The sequence below is a fragment of the Mesorhizobium sp. genome (genome assembly GCF_004962925.1).
Lineage (GTDB): Bacteria > Pseudomonadota > Alphaproteobacteria > Rhizobiales > Rhizobiaceae > Mesorhizobium.
Map to the genome: position 1 here is coordinate 3,123 of NZ_SUEO01000116.1, position 16,824 is coordinate 19,946.

16 protein-coding genes are annotated in these 16,824 nt (G+C 61.7%); 6 read left to right on the forward strand and 10 right to left on the reverse strand.

Going from position 1 to position 16,824, the window contains the following annotated elements; translation table 11 throughout:
- Positions 1-27: 27 nt before the first annotated feature.
- The 3 genes from E5W87_RS21385 to E5W87_RS21395 form a co-directional block, all read right to left on the reverse strand.
- Complete coding sequence (locus E5W87_RS21385) at positions 28-1,041, reverse strand: transglycosylase SLT domain-containing protein (protein WP_292401848.1); 1,014 nt, start codon at positions 1,039-1,041, stop codon at positions 28-30.
- Positions 1,042-1,340: 299 nt separating this feature from the next.
- A complete protein-coding gene (locus E5W87_RS21390; protein ID WP_292401853.1) occupies positions 1,341-2,150 on the reverse strand; it encodes a methyltransferase domain-containing protein in 810 nt (269 codons plus the stop codon).
- Positions 2,151-2,307: 157 nt separating this feature from the next.
- Entirely contained in the window at positions 2,308-3,186 is an 879-nt protein-coding gene (locus tag E5W87_RS21395) for a LysR family transcriptional regulator (RefSeq protein ID WP_185928144.1), read from the reverse strand.
- A gap of 151 nt (positions 3,187-3,337) precedes the next feature.
- Here E5W87_RS21395 and E5W87_RS21400 point away from each other — a divergent pair, with 151 nt between their 5' ends.
- A complete protein-coding gene (locus E5W87_RS21400) occupies positions 3,338-3,601 on the forward strand; it encodes a DUF4242 domain-containing protein (RefSeq protein WP_292401857.1) in 264 nt (87 codons plus the stop codon).
- Between the two features lie 92 nt (positions 3,602-3,693).
- Here E5W87_RS21400 and E5W87_RS21405 read toward each other — a convergent pair whose 3' ends face one another.
- The 4 genes from E5W87_RS21405 to thrC are packed head-to-tail and all read right to left on the reverse strand — an operon-like array spanning position 3,694 to position 9,902.
- Positions 3,694-6,582, reverse strand: a complete 2,889-nt coding sequence (locus E5W87_RS21405; RefSeq protein WP_292401860.1) for an EAL domain-containing protein — start codon at positions 6,580-6,582, stop codon at positions 3,694-3,696.
- A gap of 3 nt (positions 6,583-6,585) precedes the next feature.
- The gene (locus E5W87_RS21410) at positions 6,586-7,182 is read right to left on the reverse strand and encodes a GNAT family protein (RefSeq protein ID WP_292401865.1); all 597 of its coding nucleotides are present in this window, start codon (positions 7,180-7,182) and stop codon (positions 6,586-6,588) included.
- A 15-nt stretch (positions 7,183-7,197) separates the two neighbouring features.
- Complete coding sequence (locus E5W87_RS21415) at positions 7,198-8,490, reverse strand: pitrilysin family protein (RefSeq protein WP_292401868.1); 1,293 nt, start codon at positions 8,488-8,490, stop codon at positions 7,198-7,200.
- Positions 8,491-8,504: 14 nt separating this feature from the next.
- Positions 8,505-9,902: a threonine synthase gene (thrC, locus tag E5W87_RS21420; RefSeq protein ID WP_292401871.1), complete on the reverse strand. Its 1,398-nt coding sequence runs from the start codon at positions 9,900-9,902 to the stop codon at positions 8,505-8,507.
- A 128-nt stretch (positions 9,903-10,030) separates the two neighbouring features.
- Here thrC and E5W87_RS21425 point away from each other — a divergent pair, with 128 nt between their 5' ends.
- Positions 10,031-10,702 carry a hypothetical protein gene (locus tag E5W87_RS21425; protein ID WP_292401874.1) on the forward strand — a complete coding sequence of 224 codons (672 nt, stop codon included), beginning with the start codon at positions 10,031-10,033 and terminating at the stop codon, positions 10,700-10,702.
- A 39-nt stretch (positions 10,703-10,741) separates the two neighbouring features.
- On the opposite strand, the gene E5W87_RS21430 is transcribed toward E5W87_RS21425, so the two are convergent.
- Complete coding sequence (locus E5W87_RS21430; protein WP_292401878.1) at positions 10,742-11,428, reverse strand: HAD family phosphatase; 687 nt, start codon at positions 11,426-11,428, stop codon at positions 10,742-10,744.
- A gap of 174 nt (positions 11,429-11,602) precedes the next feature.
- Between E5W87_RS21430 and E5W87_RS21435 the strand changes: the two genes are divergently transcribed.
- Positions 11,603-12,736: a site-specific DNA-methyltransferase gene (locus E5W87_RS21435; RefSeq protein ID WP_292401881.1), complete on the forward strand. Its 1,134-nt coding sequence runs from the start codon at positions 11,603-11,605 to the stop codon at positions 12,734-12,736.
- Positions 12,737-12,801: 65 nt separating this feature from the next.
- Here E5W87_RS21435 and E5W87_RS21440 read toward each other — a convergent pair whose 3' ends face one another.
- Both E5W87_RS21440 and mutY read right to left on the reverse strand, forming a co-directional pair.
- Positions 12,802-13,413, reverse strand: a complete 612-nt coding sequence (locus E5W87_RS21440; protein ID WP_292401883.1) for an HAD family phosphatase — start codon at positions 13,411-13,413, stop codon at positions 12,802-12,804.
- 11 nt (positions 13,414-13,424) lie between these two features.
- Positions 13,425-14,561, reverse strand: coding sequence for an A/G-specific adenine glycosylase (gene mutY / locus E5W87_RS21445; RefSeq protein ID WP_292401886.1), 1,137 nt, complete (start codon positions 14,559-14,561; stop codon positions 13,425-13,427).
- Between the two features lie 55 nt (positions 14,562-14,616).
- Here mutY and E5W87_RS21450 point away from each other — a divergent pair, with 55 nt between their 5' ends.
- The 3 genes from E5W87_RS21450 to E5W87_RS21460 all read left to right on the forward strand — a co-directional run.
- A complete protein-coding gene (locus tag E5W87_RS21450; protein ID WP_292401891.1) occupies positions 14,617-15,117 on the forward strand; it encodes a DUF721 domain-containing protein in 501 nt (166 codons plus the stop codon).
- 130 nt (positions 15,118-15,247) lie between these two features.
- A complete protein-coding gene (locus E5W87_RS21455) occupies positions 15,248-15,994 on the forward strand; it encodes a DsbA family protein (RefSeq protein ID WP_292401894.1) in 747 nt (248 codons plus the stop codon).
- Positions 15,995-16,111: 117 nt separating this feature from the next.
- The coding region (locus E5W87_RS21460) for a chromosome segregation SMC family protein (protein ID WP_292401897.1) at positions 16,112-16,824 on the forward strand (713 nt) is incomplete at its 3' end.

Sequence of the window (16,824 nt, forward strand, 5' to 3'; positions counted from 1 at the left end):
AGTCTGTTGGTTTGCAGGCTTGGCTGGCTACCGCTGCATTGCCATCGCCAGCCGTTTGCCCAAATTGTAGACGAGATTCTCGATACCGGCTGTCCAGGATGGGTCAGCCTCTTTCACGCGGGTTTCGACATCGCTGTATTTGCCGATGCGGGCTTCTAAGAAGGAGCGCATGCGCTGGTGAAACTGGCCGACGGTGAGCTGTTTTCCCTTGGCCCTGAACATCGCGGTATTGAACCGCGCCGCCTTGGGGAAGATTTTGCTGGCTTTGGCATTGGGCGTCTCGTCGGCGTTCGACAGGAGGTTTGCTGCGCCGTTGGTGCCAAGGAAATGGGGGAGGTAAAGATCCCGTTCGTCCATGGCCTTCTCGAGACGGGCTTCGATGCGTTCCTTGGCCGCAAGAAGGTTCTTGGCCGCAAGTGCTGCCGAAAGATAGGGATCGCGCCTGAATTCAAGGATGCGCTCTTCTTCGGCCTTGTCGTCGACGAAATGGTATTCGCGCTTGCCCTCGAGGCGGATCCGGATCAGTTCCGCTTCATCGCCCAGGCCGAACTCTGCAACGTAGTTCTTCACGGCCTCGAGCCATGTCTGGTCGAGGAACTGCATAAGACCAAGTGCCGACCCTTTAGGCGGGCGGTTGTTGATGTCGAAGGAGGATTCCTTCTCGGCGATCGCGAAAAGGGTGTCGGCAGGAAATTGGGTGTCCTTGGCGGCACGCAGAATCTCGCTGGCAATGTACTGGGACACCTTATATTCGCCGAACTCGTGCACCGACATGCCGACGACGATCTGTTCCGCGCCTTTGGAAAGGATGGAGACGGTGCCCTTCAATGCATCGGCCAAGGTGCCTTCTCCCTTGCGCTGGGAGGTCGATATGGTGCCCGGATCGATGATGGCGGCCGAGGGGAAACTCAGAGCGGAGGACGGAACAGCAGTAGCAACCGCGACTTCGGTCACTCCGTTGACCAAGACTCCCGAATAGACCGGCCATGGCATGGCTGCCAGTGTCGCCGCCAAGCCAAGCCCCGCGATCCTTTTCGACAAAGGCCGTCCGCCCGAAAGGATGACGCCTCCGCAATCAAAGAATTCACGTATTCTTTGGAGTGACGCCAGGTCCCCCTCCGTTCCTTGTCTAGCCGCCCAGATACTTTGGGAAAGATCTATTTCCAACGTTGAGCCGTCAACGTCGAAGAAGACAAGAAGAACGGTCAGTGCTTCCTCTAGCTAGTCATGGATAATGGCGGTACGATGGCCGCAGTGCGGCAAAATAATTCGTAATATACAACAAGTTGATTATTATCGAGCATTGCGTAGGCAATGCGTTGCTTGTGAAGAGGGATCATTTACCCTTTGGCTGTCGCCAGATTGGTGCTGAGCTCGAAGGCTAGTTCCGACCCGTTGGTGTACGGCTGCAGCACGGGCGCACTCTCGCTCACGATCTCCTCCACGACGCGCTTGCGTTCCTGATCGCCCATTTCCTTGGCTAAAGAACTCATCCCGAGCAGCGCCATCGTATTCAAATGCAGGAAGGGTGCGCCTTCCCCGAAATGGATGGTCCGCGAAACAATCCTTGATCGGACCTCGTGGAAGCCGGCGTCCCGCAGCAGCGCCTCAAGTGGAGCCGCTTCCCCGAAGCTGTACCGTTGATCGGCGATGGCGCCCAGGTGGCGCTCCGCGACGCGGCGCAGTTCGCGAAAGAACGGGATTTCGTCATCCGGGCGCCACGTGGCAAGCGCCAGCCTACCACCCTTCGCCAGCGCGCGACGCATCTGCGCCGCCGTCGCGGGTTTGTCAGGAAAGAACTGCAGTCCTTGCTGGCAGACGACCACGTCGAACGTCTCACCGTTACGCAGAGGCAGCTCGCCGGCATTGCCTCGGCGCCAGTCAATGGCTGGTTCTACAGCCCGCGCCACGGCAAGCATGTCCAGGCTGATGTCGACGCCGACGATATATCCGGCTTCACCGAGTCGCTCTCTTGCAACGCGCGCCACTATTCCTGTTCCGCAGGCGATATCGAGCACGCGATCGCCCGAAGACAATTCCAGCTCGTCAAGAGCCAGCTCGGCCCATGGACGGAAGAGAGGGCCGACGAGCCACCGCTCGTACATTTCCGGGAAACTTGCCTGGTTCATTGCGTAACTGGGCAAGGTCATGATTGTCCTCCCTCAAATTTCCATCCGGGCCATCGCGAGCCTTCTCCGCTGTTCCTTGGCCGAGTGCGATTCCAACCAAGCAAGAAAGTTGCAGTCGTTTAGGAGACAAAGAGAAGGCATCTCAAATCAGCAGTGGCTCAAGCTTCAGCAATAACGCCTAGCCGGGCCAATCGAAACTTTGGGCAGCTCGGACCATTGCCGCCGTCGCCGGGCTATATGGCCGGCCCGGAACGCTAGCCAGGGACACCGTGCGTGCCACCGCGGGTTCGATCAGCGGGCGCTGAAGAAGTTCAGGCGATGTCACCGAATATTCAGGCATGAAGGCGAAGCCGATCCGCGCCAGCACCATTGATTGGACCCAATCCTCGCGCTCGGAACGAAAGCGGGCATAAAGGCTAACGTTTCTTTCCCGGCACACACCCATCACAAGGTCCCGCATTTCGCAGGATAGACGATCGACATAGGGTTCTTGAGAGAGATCGACCAACTTGATTGCATCGAGGGTCGCAAGCCGGTGATCCGGCGCGAATACGACGACGTAACGCTCACTGTAGAGATCATGGACGCGGAAAGCTGCTCCCAATCCCTCCAACGGATTGAGAACGGCCAGATCGAGATCGCCATGCTCAAGCCTGTCTTTCAGTTCCTGAACGCCCGCTTCGCTAACTTCAAGCTCGACACCATGATAGTCGCGCTGGAACTTTGCCAGGAACCGGGCGAGCTTCACATGGCCGATGGTCGACATCACGCCGAGGCGGATCGGCACCTGATTGAGTAGCCTAAAATTATCGGCAAGCGTCCTGGTTGCGTGGGCCTCCTGCATGATCTGCTGAAGATGCGGTAGAATGGAGCGCCCGAACTCACTTAGGAGGATGCGCTTTCCCTCGCGGTGGAACAAGGGCGCGCCAAGCTCATCCTCGAGTGTCTTGACCGCTTTGGTGAGAGCCGGCTGAGACACATTGCAATCGGTGGCGGCCTTGGTGAAATTCAGTATTTTCGCGGCCGCAAGCACGTAGCGGACCTGAAACATCTCCATGGCGAGCCCTCCCGAGGCGGTTCCACGAAACGGCATTGTAGCCCCTTCATCGATAACTGTCGGCTATCGATCGATAGAAAAAATATGGTTCTCTTTCGCCCGCCACTGCATTTAACTCCTGTGGTCACTGTTCATAGGAGGAGATCTGAAAATGACCGTCTACATGGTGGAACGCGACCTCAAGGGCATCAGCATGGAAGGTCTGGGAGATGCGCAGAAGGCGGCGATCAGCAAAGCCGCCGAGATGACTTCCAACGGCACCGACATCAGGTATCTGCGCTCGACCTTCGCACCGGAGGACGGGCGCTGCATGTGCCTGTTTGACGCTATCTCGGCTACCGACGTGAAGCGTCTAAACGACGATGCGGGACTGCCCTATCGCACAATCGTACCTGCGCTCGATCTTACCCCATAAGGCCAGCACGACCGGGCTCGTGATGACCATCCGGGTCCGGTGTTCTTGCGGAGTCATGCGCAGCGGATTTGGGACAACGGCATGCGTAAAAATCAAGCCTGAGTCAGCGGATATTGTTCCTTCAGCGTCTTCAGCACCTGATCGCCGGGCATCGGCGCGCCGAACATGAAGCTCTGCACATATTCGCATCCCATCTGCCGCAGTTCGAGCGCATCGCTTTCGTCCGAAATGCCTTCGGCCACGACCGAAAGGCCGAGTTCATGCGCCATGTTGACCATGGATTTGAGCAGCACCGCGCGCTTCGGTGTCGAGTCGTCGACAAAGCTCTTGTCGATCTTGATCGTGTCGAAGGGGAAGCGCGTCAAATAGGCTAGCGATGAGTAGCCGGTGCCGAAATCGTCCAGCGACAGGCCGATACCAAGCTTCTTCAGCTTGTTCAGGACATGGGCTGTCTGCTCGGGATTGTCCATCACCAGCGATTCGGTGAGTTCGAGCCGGAAGCAGCGCGGCTTCAGATTGGCCCGCGCGATCACCGAGCGGACGTCGCTGACCAGATCGCGGCGGATGAGTTGGCGGCTGGACAGGTTGACCGAAACCGACAGCGGCGCGTCGCCGATCTGCTTTTGCCATCCCGCCAGGTCTTCGGCGGCCTGCTGCATGGCGAACAAGCCAAGCTGCACGATCAGGCCGCAGCTCTCGGCGACCGGGATGAAATCGCCCGGCGGGATCATGCCGCGGCGCGGATGGTCCCAGCGCAAAAGCGCCTCGAAGCCGGCAACACTGCCGTCTTCCAGCCGCACGATCGGCTGGTAGGCGAGTGTGAATTCGCGCCGTTCGATGGCACGGCGCAGGTCGGACTCGAACTGCAGCCGGTCGGTGCCGACGGTGCGGAAGGCTGGGCGGAAAGGCTCGATCCTGTCGCCGCCGAAGCGCTTGGCCTGGTGCATGGCAAGCTCGGCGTCCTTGACCATGTCCTCGGCCGAGCTCTGCGCCGAAGTCCAGGTGACCAGCCCGATCGAGGCGGTCAGCACGATCTCGCGCTTGGCAAAGGTGATCGGATTGTTGATCGCATGTTTGATGGCGTCGGCGACCGCCGCGATGCGGGCCGGGTCCTGTTCGGAAAGCAGCATGAGCGCGAATTGGTCGCCGGCAAAGCGCGACAGCGAATCCTTCGGCTTGAGCAGCCGGTGCAGCCGGCGTGCAATGGTCAGCAGGATTGTGTCGCCGGCCGAGATGCCGAGCCCGTCATTGACCTGCTTGAACCGGTCGATGTCGATGACGAAGACGGTCGGACGCACCTTCTCTTCCGTACGCGCGATCGAGATGATCGCCTCCAGCCGGTTCATCAGCAATTCCCGGTTCGGCAGGCCGGTCAGATTGTCATGCACGGCATCATGCAGCAGCCGCTCCTCGGACTTCTTCTGCTCGGTCACGTCGACCATGGTGCCGACGCAGCGGATGACCTCGCCGTCCGATCCGATCACCGGCCGGGCGCGCAGCGAAAACCAGTGATAGTGCCCGTCGGCGCCGCGCAGGCGGAAGTTCTGCGACACGCGGCCGCGTCGGTGTTCGAGCACCACGTCGAGCGTCGTGCGGAACGTGTCGCGATCGTCGGCATGCAGCACCGGCAGCCAGTTGCGGGCGGCCCCGCCCAGACTGTCGGGCGCTAGGCCAAGCTGGATGCTGACGTCCGGCTTGGTGACGACGCGGTCGCGCATCACGTCCCAGTCCCAAACCGTGTCGCCCGATCCGGCGACGGCCAGCGCCTGCCGTTCGAGATCGGAGAACAGGCCCTGATGCAGCGCACCGCCGGCAAAAGCGTGCTGCATGACGGTGAAGCCGATCAGCAGGATGATGAGGATTAGCCCGCCGCCCAGCGCCGGCTGGGCGATGTCGTTGTCGAGCATGCCGGTGATCGCCATCCACGACCCGCATAGCCACAACAAGACCATGACCCAACTGGGCACCAGCATGATGGCACGGTCGTAGCCGCGTATGCCGAGGAAGATGATCAGGCCGAGGCCGGTCAGGGCTGTGGCGGCGAAGGACAGCCTGGCAATGCCGGCGGCGACCGCCGGATCGACGATTGCAACGCCTGCGATCAGCCCCAGCCCCAGGATCCAGACCAGCGCGCCGTAGCTGAAATGGCCGTGCCATCGGTTGAGGTTGAGATAGGCGAACAGGAACACCACGAAGGTCGCCGCAAGCGCCACCTCCGTTCCGGCTCGCCACATTTGCTCGTTGCCGGGCGATATTTCCAGAATCTTGTTGAGAAAGCCGAAATCGATGCAGATATAGGCGAGCACCGCCCAGGCGAGTGCTGCGGTTGCTGGGAACATCGAGGTCCCCTTGACGACGAAAAGGATGGTCAGGAACAGCGCCAGAAGGCCGGCGATGCCGATGACGATGCCGCGAAACAGCGTGTAGGAGTTGACCGAGTCCTTGTAGGATTCCGGATCCCATAGATAGACCTGCGGCAGTTTGGGCGAGGCAAGTTCGGCAATGAAGGTGATCACCGTTCCGGGGTTCAGCGTTACCCGGAACACATCGGCGTCGGGGCTGGTCTGGCGGTCGAGCGCGAAGCCCTCGCTGGGCGTGATCGCGGCAATGCGGGTCGAGCCGAGATCCGGCCAGAAGATGCCGGAATTCACCAGCCGGAAATGCGGTGCGACGATCAGCCTGTCGAGCTGCTGGTCGGTGGTGTTGGCTAGCGCGAACACCGCCCAGTCGCCGGTCGAGCGCGCATCATTGGCCTCGACCTCGATGCGCCGCACGATGCCGTCCGGTCCCGGCGCGGTCGACACCTGGAAGTTCTCGCCCTGGTTGCGGTAGATTTCGACCGCGCCCGAAAGGTCGAGCGCCACGTCGTCGCGGGCGATCTTGATCGGTTCGACGGCGAAGGCCGAGGACGCCGCGCAGAGCGTGACGATTGCCGTCAGGACAAAGGCGAACAGCGACCCGATTCGCAGGAAATTCGTCAAAAATCAGTCCTTCGTTCCCGCGCCGGGCGGATCGTCTTCGATCCGGGCGTAGAGGTAATGGTCCTGCCAGATGCCATTGATCCTGAGATAGGATCGCAGAAGTCCTTCGCGCCGGAATCCGGCTTTTTCAAGCACGCGGATCGACCGGGCGTTGTCGGGAATACAGGCAGCTTCGATCCGGTGCAACCTCAGCGTATCGAAGGCGAAGCGCGTCACCACCTTGACCGCGTCGGTCATCAGGCCGCGGCCGCTGTGGCGCTCGCCGATCCAGTAGCCGATATGGCCGCTTTGCGCGACGCCGTGGCGGATATTGCCGAGGGTGATTCCTCCGACAAGCTTGCCGCTGCTTTTGTCGAAGATGAAGAAGGCTATGGCCGTTCCCTGCGCATAATCTTCGCGGTAGCGGCTGAGGCGATGCCGCCAAGCCGTGCGATCGAGCTCGTCGGGGTTCCACCGCGGCTCCCACGGCTCCAGGAAGCCGCGGCTTTCCCCGCGCAGCACCGACCATTCGCGATAGTCGTTGGTCAGCGGCACGCGCAGCGTGACGCGGTCGCCCTTCAGTGCCGGCAGGTCACGGCGAAAGAAAGGGAGCGCGAACATGACGCTTTGATGGGCTTAGCCGGCGAGCTTTCGGGCCGTGGTCTGCGTGCCCGAAAGCGAGTCGAGGATCGCCTCATACGGAGCGAGCGTGCCCACCGGTCCGACGGCAGTCAGCGTCGGCTTGGTCGAAAACAGCCGTGACGACAGGTCCGTCAGCCGCTCGACCGTCAATGCCGACAGCCGCTCCATCAGCTCTTCCTTGGCGATCGGCCGGCCGAACAGAAGCATTTGACGGGCGATCTGCGAGGCGCGGCTGGCCGGGCTCTCGGCCGACATGATCAGGCCTGCGCGGTACTGGGCGCGTGCCCGGTCGAGTTCCTCCTGCAGAATGTTCTCGCCGGCCTTCTGCAACTCGTCGATGACCACCGGTACCAATTCGGCGATGTCGCTCTGTCCGGTCGCGGCATGGACGCCGAATATGCCGGTGTCGGAAAAACCCCAGTGGAAGGCATAGACCGAATAGCACAGCCCGCGCTTTTCGCGGACCTCCTGGAAAAGACGCGACGACATGCCGCCGCCAAGGATCATCGACAGGACCTGAGAGGCGTAGAAGTCGCGCACATGATAGGCGCGGCCCTCGAACCCCAGCACGATCTGCGCGTCCATCAGGTCGCGGTCCTCGCGGAAATCGCCGCCGACATATTGCGCATATTCCGGCATCGTGTTGTCGGACTTGCTGCGGAATCCGCCGAGGTGCTTCTCGACCTCGCGCACGAAATTGTCGTGCTTGATGTCGCCGGCGGCGACGACCACCATGCGCTCGGCGCCATATTGCCGTTCGATGAATTTGTGCAGTTGCTTCGAGGTGAAGGACTTGACGGTTTCCGGCGTGCCGAGGATGGAGCGGCCGATCGTCTGGTGGCGGAAGGCCGTCTCGGTGAAGCGGTCGAAGACGATGTCGTCGGGCGTATCGTGAGCGGCGCCGATCTCCTGCAGGATCACATGCTGCTCGCGCTCCAGCTCCTGCGGGTCGAACTCGGATTCCTGCAGGATGTCGGAGAGGATATCGACGGCCAGGGGCACGTCGTCGCTCAGCACCCTGGCATAATAGGAGGTGGTCTCGACACTGGTGGCGGCATTGATCTCGCCGCCGACATCCTCGATTTCCGAGGCGATCTCGAAGGCGCTGCGCCTTCTGGTTCCCTTGAACGCCATGTGTTCAAGCAGGTGGGCCATTCCGTGCTCTTCGTTACGCTCGTTGCGGGCGCCTGATTTGACCCAGGCACCAAGAGCGACGGATTCGAGGCTTGGAAGGGTTTCGGTGGCGACTGTCAGGCCGTTCGACAGACGGCTTACCTCAACACCCATATAGCAAATACTCCCTAACTTGCCGCCCGCGTGTGACGGCTAACATAATCTTCCACCATTTTCAGGTCGGATGGAAGTACCGTGTATTTTTCCTCTGATGTCATCAACCCGCCTAGCCATGCGGGCAGGGCAGGCGAGACGCCGCTGGCGGCTTCGACGGCGGCCGGGAATTTTGCCGGATGGGCGGTGCCGAGCACCACCATGGGCACGGCATTGGTGCCCTTCGCACCCGCAACATGCATGGCCGCGGCCGTGTGCGGGTCGAGCAGATAGTCGCTGGCGTCGAGCGTCGAGCGGATCGTGGCGGCGACTTCGTCCATCGTCGAACGGCCGGCATCGAATTCGGAGCGGATCCTGGCGATCTCGCCCGCTTCGATGGTGAAGGCGCCGGACTGCTTGAGGCCGCTCATGTAGCGCCGCACGGTCGAGGCGTCGCGGCCGGCCGCCTCGAACAGCAAGCGCTCGAAATTGGACGAGACCTGAATGTCCATCGACGGCGACGTGGTCGAAAAGACGCCTTTCGTGCGGTACTCGCCGCTCGACAGCGTGCGCGCCAGAATGTCGTTGTCATTGGTCGCGATGATCAGCCGCTCGATCGGCAGGCCCATCTTCTTGGCGGCGTAGCCGGCGAAGATGTCGCCGAAATTGCCGGTCGGCACCGTGAAGGAAACCGGCCGGTCGGGCCCGCCGAGCGACAGCGCCGACGAGAAATAATAGACGATCTGGGCCATGATGCGGGCCCAGTTGATCGAATTGACGCCCGACAGCGACACCCGGTCGCGAAAACCGTGATCGTTGAACATGTCCTTCACCAGGCCCTGGCAATCGTCGAAATTGCCTTCGACCGCCAGTGCATGGACATTTGCGGCGGTGGATGTCGTCATCTGCCGCTGCTGCACCGGCGAGACCCGGCCGTGCGGGAAAAGAACGAAAATGTCAGTGCGATTGCGCCCGGCGAAAGCATCGATGGCAGCCCCGCCGGTATCGCCTGATGTGGCGCCGACAATGGTGGCGCGCTGGTCGCGTTCGGCAAGCACATGGTCCATCAGCCGGGCGAGAAGCTGCATGGCCACGTCCTTGAAGGCAAGTGTCGGGCCATGGAAGAGTTCCAGAACGAACATGTTCGAGCCGGTCTGCACCAGCGGGCAGACAGCCTCGTGACGGAAGGTCGCATAGGCTTCGCGCACCAGGCGTTCGAACACCGGCATCGCGATCTCGCCGCCGAGAAACGGCGACAGCACGCGGATGGCGAGGTCGGGATAGGCGAGGCCGCGCATGGCGCGGATCTCTGCCGCCGAAAACTGCGGCCAGGCATCAGGCACATAAAGCCCGCCATCGCGCGCCAGACCCGCCAGCACCGCGTCGGAAAATCCAAGCACGGGCGCTTCCCCGCGGGTACTCACATATCGCATCGTCATGTTCCATTGCTGCCGGGCGGTTTCGTCCGCGGCAAAGGTGGTTAATTTCCGCGCTTGCTCAGTCGCATTTTTGCCGCGCGGTTGATATACGTCACCCGCTTTGCGAGAGGGAAGTGCAGTTCATGGCGTTTCATTCATTCAACGGTCGTTTTGTCGCTGGTCTGGCCTTCACCGGCTTTATGCTTACCGCCGCCGGCTGCCAATCAGGCGGCAGTAGCATGCTGGGCTTCGGAAAAAAGGACACGACACCGCCACCTCCTCCTGATCCCAAGGTTCTCGCCAGCCAATTGCAGGCCTATTGTCCGAAAGTGACGCTGCGCGACGGCACCGCCTTCTTCAACACCTATGCCAAGGGCAACCAGAAGCCTAGGAAAAAAGCCGCCGCTCAGGACGCCGAAGCTGCTGCGCTTGACGCGAGCGGCGATCAGCAGGACGATTCGGCGAAGGTCATCTATCAGGCCTCGATCACCGATGTGACCCGCGACTGCAACCGTGCCAACGGCACGCTGACGATGAAGATCGCCGTCGCCGGCAAGGTCGTTCCGGGACCGATGTTCAGCCCGGGCACGATCACAATGCCGATCCGTGTCGCCGTGATGCATGGCACCGAGGTCCTTTACTCGCAGCTTCACCAACATCAGGTCCAGGTTACCAATCCCTCGAGTGCCACCCAGTTCGTCTTCACCGATTCGAACGTCGTCGTTCCCGAGCCCACTGCGCAGGACTATCAGGCGTTCGCCGGCTATGACGAAGGCCCGGCGAAGAAGACCGACAAGATTGCCGCAGCCGAATAGCGGCGGCGTTGGGGCCGCCTCCGGTCGGAGGCGTATGCATCACGCATCCGACCATTCCGACAGGGCGGCGATCACGCTTTTCAGTTCCGCCCAGCGGCGGATGACCGTCTCGGCGCCGGCCTCGGTCAGCGCGTCGGCATGCCCGGGATAGCTGTGCGCCGCTCCGGTAAAGCCGATAACGCGCATGCCGGCTGTCCTGGCGCCGGTCACACCATGCACGGAATCCTCGATGACGAAGGTGTTCCCCGGATCGGCCTTGAGCTTTTCCGCTGCAAAGAGAAACACGTCTGGGGCCGGCTTGGACTTTCCGCTCGGTGTTTCCAGAGAGGAAAAAATCCGGCCGTTGAAAAACGGCAGCAGATGCACCTTCTCCAGCATGAACTCTATCCGTTCGGTGCGCGAATTCGAGCAGATGCAGCGCGGCGCAGTCACTGCGGCGACCGCCTCGTGCACCCCGTCGATGGCGCGCACGTCGCTGCGCAGCCGGCGGTCGACTAGGTCTTCGGCGCGGTCGATCAGCGAGGCCTGGAATGGGATGCGGGACTTCTCCTCGACCCGCATCATGATGTCCTTGAAGGTCAGCCCGGCATAGGTTTCGGAAATCTCCTCGGCCGATATCTCGTAACCGGCCGATGTCAAAAGCTCGGCTTCGATGCGCGCGGCGATGATTTCGGAATCGACGAGCACGCCGTCGCAATCGAAGATGACAAGGTCTGGCTGGGGCATTGGCGATCCGGAAAAGCGGGAGAGGAAGCTGAGACGCTCAGGCGGCGCGGCATACACCAACAGGCCGGCCTTCGCAAATTACCTGCGGTCCGGACCCTCAGCCTTCACCGAAAATTTACGCTGATCGGTAACCATAACAGGGAGTAAACAGTAACGCGTGCTTTGGGTGTCACAATGTCTGCCGTGCGTCTTCTCGACGACCTTTCCCATGCTCCCCAGCAATCCGAATGGCTGGATACGATCCTGAAGGGCGATTGCGTCGCCGCGCTCGACCGGCTGCCGGAAAAGTCCATCGACGTGATCTTTGCCGATCCGCCCTATAATCTGCAACTCGATGGCGATCTGCACCGGCCCGACCAGTCCAAGGTCGACGCCGTCGACGACGACTGGGACCAGTTCGCGAGTTTTGAGGTCTACGACGCCTTCACCCGGGCCTGGCTGCTGGCGGCGCGCCGCGTGCTGAAACCGAACGGCACCATCTGGGTCATCGGCTCCTACCACAATATTTTCAGGGTCGGCGCCAAGATGCAGGATCTGGGGTTCTGGATCCTCAACGACGTCGTGTGGCGCAAGACCAATCCGATGCCGAATTTCCGCGGCCGTCGTTTCCAGAACGCTCATGAGACGATGATCTGGGCCTCGCGCGATCAGAGGGGCAAGGGTTATACCTTCAACTACGAAGCGCTGAAGGCGTCGAATGACGACATCCAGATGCGTTCCGACTGGCTGTTTCCGATCTGCACCGGCGGCGAGCGCCTGAAGAACGAAAATGGCGACAAGCTGCATCCCACCCAGAAGCCCGAGGCGCTGCTCGCCCGCATCATGATGGCCTCGACGAAGCCCGGCGATATCGTCCTAGATCCCTTCTTCGGTTCCGGCACCACCGGCGCGGTAGCCAAGCGCCTCGGCCGCCATTTCGTCGGCATCGAGCGTGAGCAGACCTATATCGACGCCGCCAACGAGCGCATCGACGCAGTCCGGCCGCTGAATGGCGCCGATCTTACCGTGCTTACCGGCAAGCGCGCCGAGCCGCGCGTTGCCTTCGTCAGCCTCATCGACACCGGCCTGATGCTGCCGGGTGCCACGCTTTATGACGCCAAGAAGCGCTGGGCGGCCAGGGTACGCGCCGACGGCACGGTGGCGATCGGCGACAGCGCTGGGTCGATCCACAAGATCGGCGCGGAAGTGCAGGGGCTGGACGCCTGCAACGGCTGGACCTTCTGGCACTATGAGCGCAGCGGCGGCCTGACCCCGATCGACGAGCTTCGCCGCATCGCCCGTCTCGGCATGGAGCGGGCAGGGGCCTGACGACGGATTCTACGTATCTGTCATGTTAAAGCGGATTATCAATCGGCCTGTCGAAGTGATTCAAATTACACTCTGATCCCCAACCCTCTAAGGTCCGCTTCGAGCGTCTTGGCGTCGGTGAACAGCACGGACTGCCAGCCGGCCGCCTTGGCGCCTTCGACATTCTTCTGGCTGTCGTCGATAAACAGCGTCGCCGCGGGCTCGAGGCCGAACGCGGCGACGTGATGATCATAAATGCCGCGATCCGGCTTGATCAGGCCGATCTCGCCCGAAATGGTCACCCCGCGCGGACGGTTGAGAAAGTCGAAGCGCTGCCGGGCTTCGGCCAGCGTATCGGAGGCAAAGTTGGTCAGCATGGTGACATCGTGGCCGGTGTCGATCAGCTTCTCCATGATCTCAACGCTGTCCGCATAGGCGTGCGGCACCATCTCGTGCCAGAGGCGGCGGAAATTGCGGATGTTTTCGGCGTGGTCCGGGTGTTCGGCGATCAGCAGGGCTTCGGCTTCTTCCCATGTCCGCCCGCGATCCTGCTCGATGTTCCAGTCATGCGTGCAGACATTGTCGAAGAACCACTTTCTCTCCTCGGCATCCGGAATGAGACGGCTGAAAGGCAGGTTCGGATCGTAGTGGATCAGCACTCTGCCGATGTCGAAAACGATGTGGCGGATTTCAGTCATTGTCGTCCTTTTCAATGCGGGCGCTGCTTTTTGGTCGCGCCCGGTATCGCCGCTTCGATTACCTTTTTCATGACAGTGGGTAAGGCTTCCCCGGAAATTTCATGGGCCAGTGACCAGAAATGCCCCGCCGGAGCAGCGCCTTCTGCCACCGATTTGAACACGTCGAGTTCAAGCCCGAAATGGGTAAAGACGTGGCCAATCCGCCCGGCGGGCCGCCAGTCGCCGGGAAAGGGGGCTGCCGCATCTGTGGTGGCGCCGTCGATGCGCGCGGTCCAGCCGGTCGTCGGCACCTCGGTCATGCCGCCGAGCAGGCCTTTTTCCGCGCGTTTTCGCAAAAGAATGGCGCCGTCGGCCCTGACGGCGACAAAGGCGGCGCCACGCCGCAATGGCTTTTCTGCCTTCGGCAGGCGCACCGGAAAATGCTCGGGGTCGCCCGAGACGGTGGCGCTGCAATCGTCACGCAGCGGGCACAGCATGCAGCGCGGCCGACGCGGCGTGCAGATTGTCGCGCCCAGATCCATCATCGCCTGGGCGAAATCGCCTGGTCTGGTCGCTGGAACCATGCGCTCGACATAGGTGCGTATGTCTCCCTTGGCTTCGCTCAGCGGTGTGGCAATAGAAAACAGCCGGGAAACGACCCGTTCTACATTGCCGTCGACCACCGCCGCGGGCTGGTCGAAGGCGATCGCCGCGATCGCCGCCGCCGTGTAGGTGCCGATGCCGGGCAGCTCTCTAAGAGCTGCTTGCGTATCCGGAAACCTACCGCCTTGCCGCGCGACGAGATCGGCGCAGGCCTTGAGATTGCGCGCGCGGGAATAGTAGCCGAGCCCGGCCCAAGCCTTCATGACATCTTCGGTCGGTGAAGCGGCCAACGCCTCGACATCAGGCCATTTCTGGACAAAGGCCCGGAAATAGGATTTTACGGCCTCGACCGTGGTCTGCTGTAGCATGACTTCGGAAAGCCAGATGCGGTAGGGATCGGGGCGCACCCCGCGAGCCAGCTCGCGCGGCGCAATGCGCCACGGCAAGTCGCGGTGATGCGCATCGTACCAGCCGAGCAAGCGGGACGCGATCTCGCCGCTATCTCCAGACGCGGCTCTGCCGCTGTCTCCGGATGCGGTCTTGCGGGTCTGGTCGTGCAGTGCCATTGATCGAGGACTGGCCTAACCGATACGTGGTGAAGGTCGTGACTGGAGAACGCACATGGCAGGGAAAAGGCCCTTCGGCAATCCCGTTCCGGTGAGTGATCTCGCAACCCAGATCCTCGATCCGGTGTTGCGAAAGCGGGCCGGCATGTCGATCGGCCTCGTCCAGTCGTGGGAGGAGATTGCCGGGCCGCGGCTTGCCAACCGTTCGCGCCCTGAAAAGATCCAGTGGCCGCGGCGCGTGCATGAAGACGATCCGTTCGAGCCGGCGGTGCTGGTCATCGCCTGCGAAGGGATGGCCGCGCTCCATCTGCAGCACGAAACCGGCGAGATCATCAACAGGGTCAACGCCTTCCTCGGCTTCAACGCTATCGGCCGGATCAGAATCGTGCAAAAGCCGGTGACGGCGGACAAGGGGCGGCCTAAATCAAGCTTCCGGCCACTGACCGCGGCCGAGAAGGTGAAGTTGTCAGGCACCGTCGGAATGATCGAGGATGACGGACTGCGCGCTTCGCTGGAGCGGCTCGGCGCCACCATTCTCGGTCAAAAGAAGGTATAATCTCGCGCTTTCGTGATCACATACACAAAGTTTGGCGATTGGAATGGGGACGGCGATGCCTTAATTCGCGCCAACTCTCGCCTTTTCTAGCCTTTGCATTGCAAAATCCAACCATTGTCAGGTGATTCGTATGACCCGTCTTTTGTCCCGCAGAAACCTCCTGTCGTCGCTGGCCGCCATTCCGGCGGTGGCTCTGCTCGCCGCCTGCAGTGACTCGGGCGAGAAAGCCGTGGCGCAGGATGCGACGCCTGCTGCCCCCGCCGATGCGATGAAGCCTGCCGATCCCGCGAAGCCGGCAACCCCGGCCGCGGTCAAAGCGCCTGAGGCCCAGGGCACGGTGGACATGGCGGCCTTGCTGAAGCCAGGCGCGCTGCCCGACGAGCAACTGGGCAAGGACGACGCGAAAGTCACCATCGTCGAATATGCCTCGATGACCTGCCCGCACTGCGCGCATTTCCACGAAACCACCCTCCCAGAGCTGAAGACGAAATATATCGACACCGGCAAAGCCCGTCTTATCCTGCGCGAGTTTCCGTTCGACCCCAGCGCCGAGGCCGGCTTCATGCTGGCGCGCTGCTCCAAGGACAATTATTTCCCGATGGTAGACGTTCTGTTCAAGCAGCAGGCGAACTGGGCAGGTGTTGCCAATACCAAGGACGCCCTGCTGCAAATCTCCAAGATGGCCGGTTTTACACAGGAGTCCTTCGAGGCCTGCTTGACGGACCAGAAACTTCTGGACGATGTGAGATCGGTCCAGAAGCGCGGCGCCGATGAATTCAAGGTCGACTCGACGCCGACCTTCTTTATCAACGGAAAGACCTACAAGGGGGCGCTGTCGATTGAGGAAATATCGGCCATTATTGACCCTCTGCTCTGACGTTTCGGCAGCGCCGAAGCGGCTGCGCTTCGGCGTGCGCGGCTTTTTGCCGTGCCGCGGCTTCTCTTCGCAAAACCGCGGAACACTTTCGTGGAACGCGCTTAAGGGGCGGCGCGAATGAAGTTCTCGCGCCTTCGCCTGCTCGGGTTCAAGTCCTTCGTCGAACCCGGCGAGTTCGTCATCGAACGCGGCCTGACCGGCATCGTCGGGCCGAACGGCTGCGGCAAGTCGAACCTTGTCGAGGCTTTGCGCTGGGTGATGGGCGAAAGCTCATACAAGAACATGCGCGCGTCCGGCATGGACGACGTCATCTTTTCCGGTTCGGGAACACGTCCGGCCCGCAACACCGCTGAAGTCACGCTTTTCCTCGACAACAGCGACCGTACCGCGCCCTCGGCCTTCAATGACGCAGACGAGTTGCAGGTTTCGCGCCGCATCGAGCGCGAGGCAGGTTCGCTCTACCGCATCAACGGCAAGGAAGCCCGCGCCAAGGACGTGCAGCTGCTTTTCGCCGACCAGTCGACCGGCGCGCGCTCGCCTTCGATGGTCGGGCAGGGCCGCATCGGTGAGCTGATCCAGGCAAAGCCGCAGGCGCGCCGCGCGCTTCTGGAAGAGGCGGCCGGCATTTCGGGCCTCCACACACGCCGCCACGAGGCCGAGCTGCGGCTAAAGGCGGCCGAACAGAATCTGGAACGGCTGGACGACGTCGTCGGCGAACTGGAAAGCCAGATCGAAAGCCTGAAGCGCCAGGCCCGCCAGGCGTCGCGCTTCAAGAACCTGTCGGCCGATATCCGCAAGGCCGAAGCGACGCTGCTGCATCTGCGCTGGAC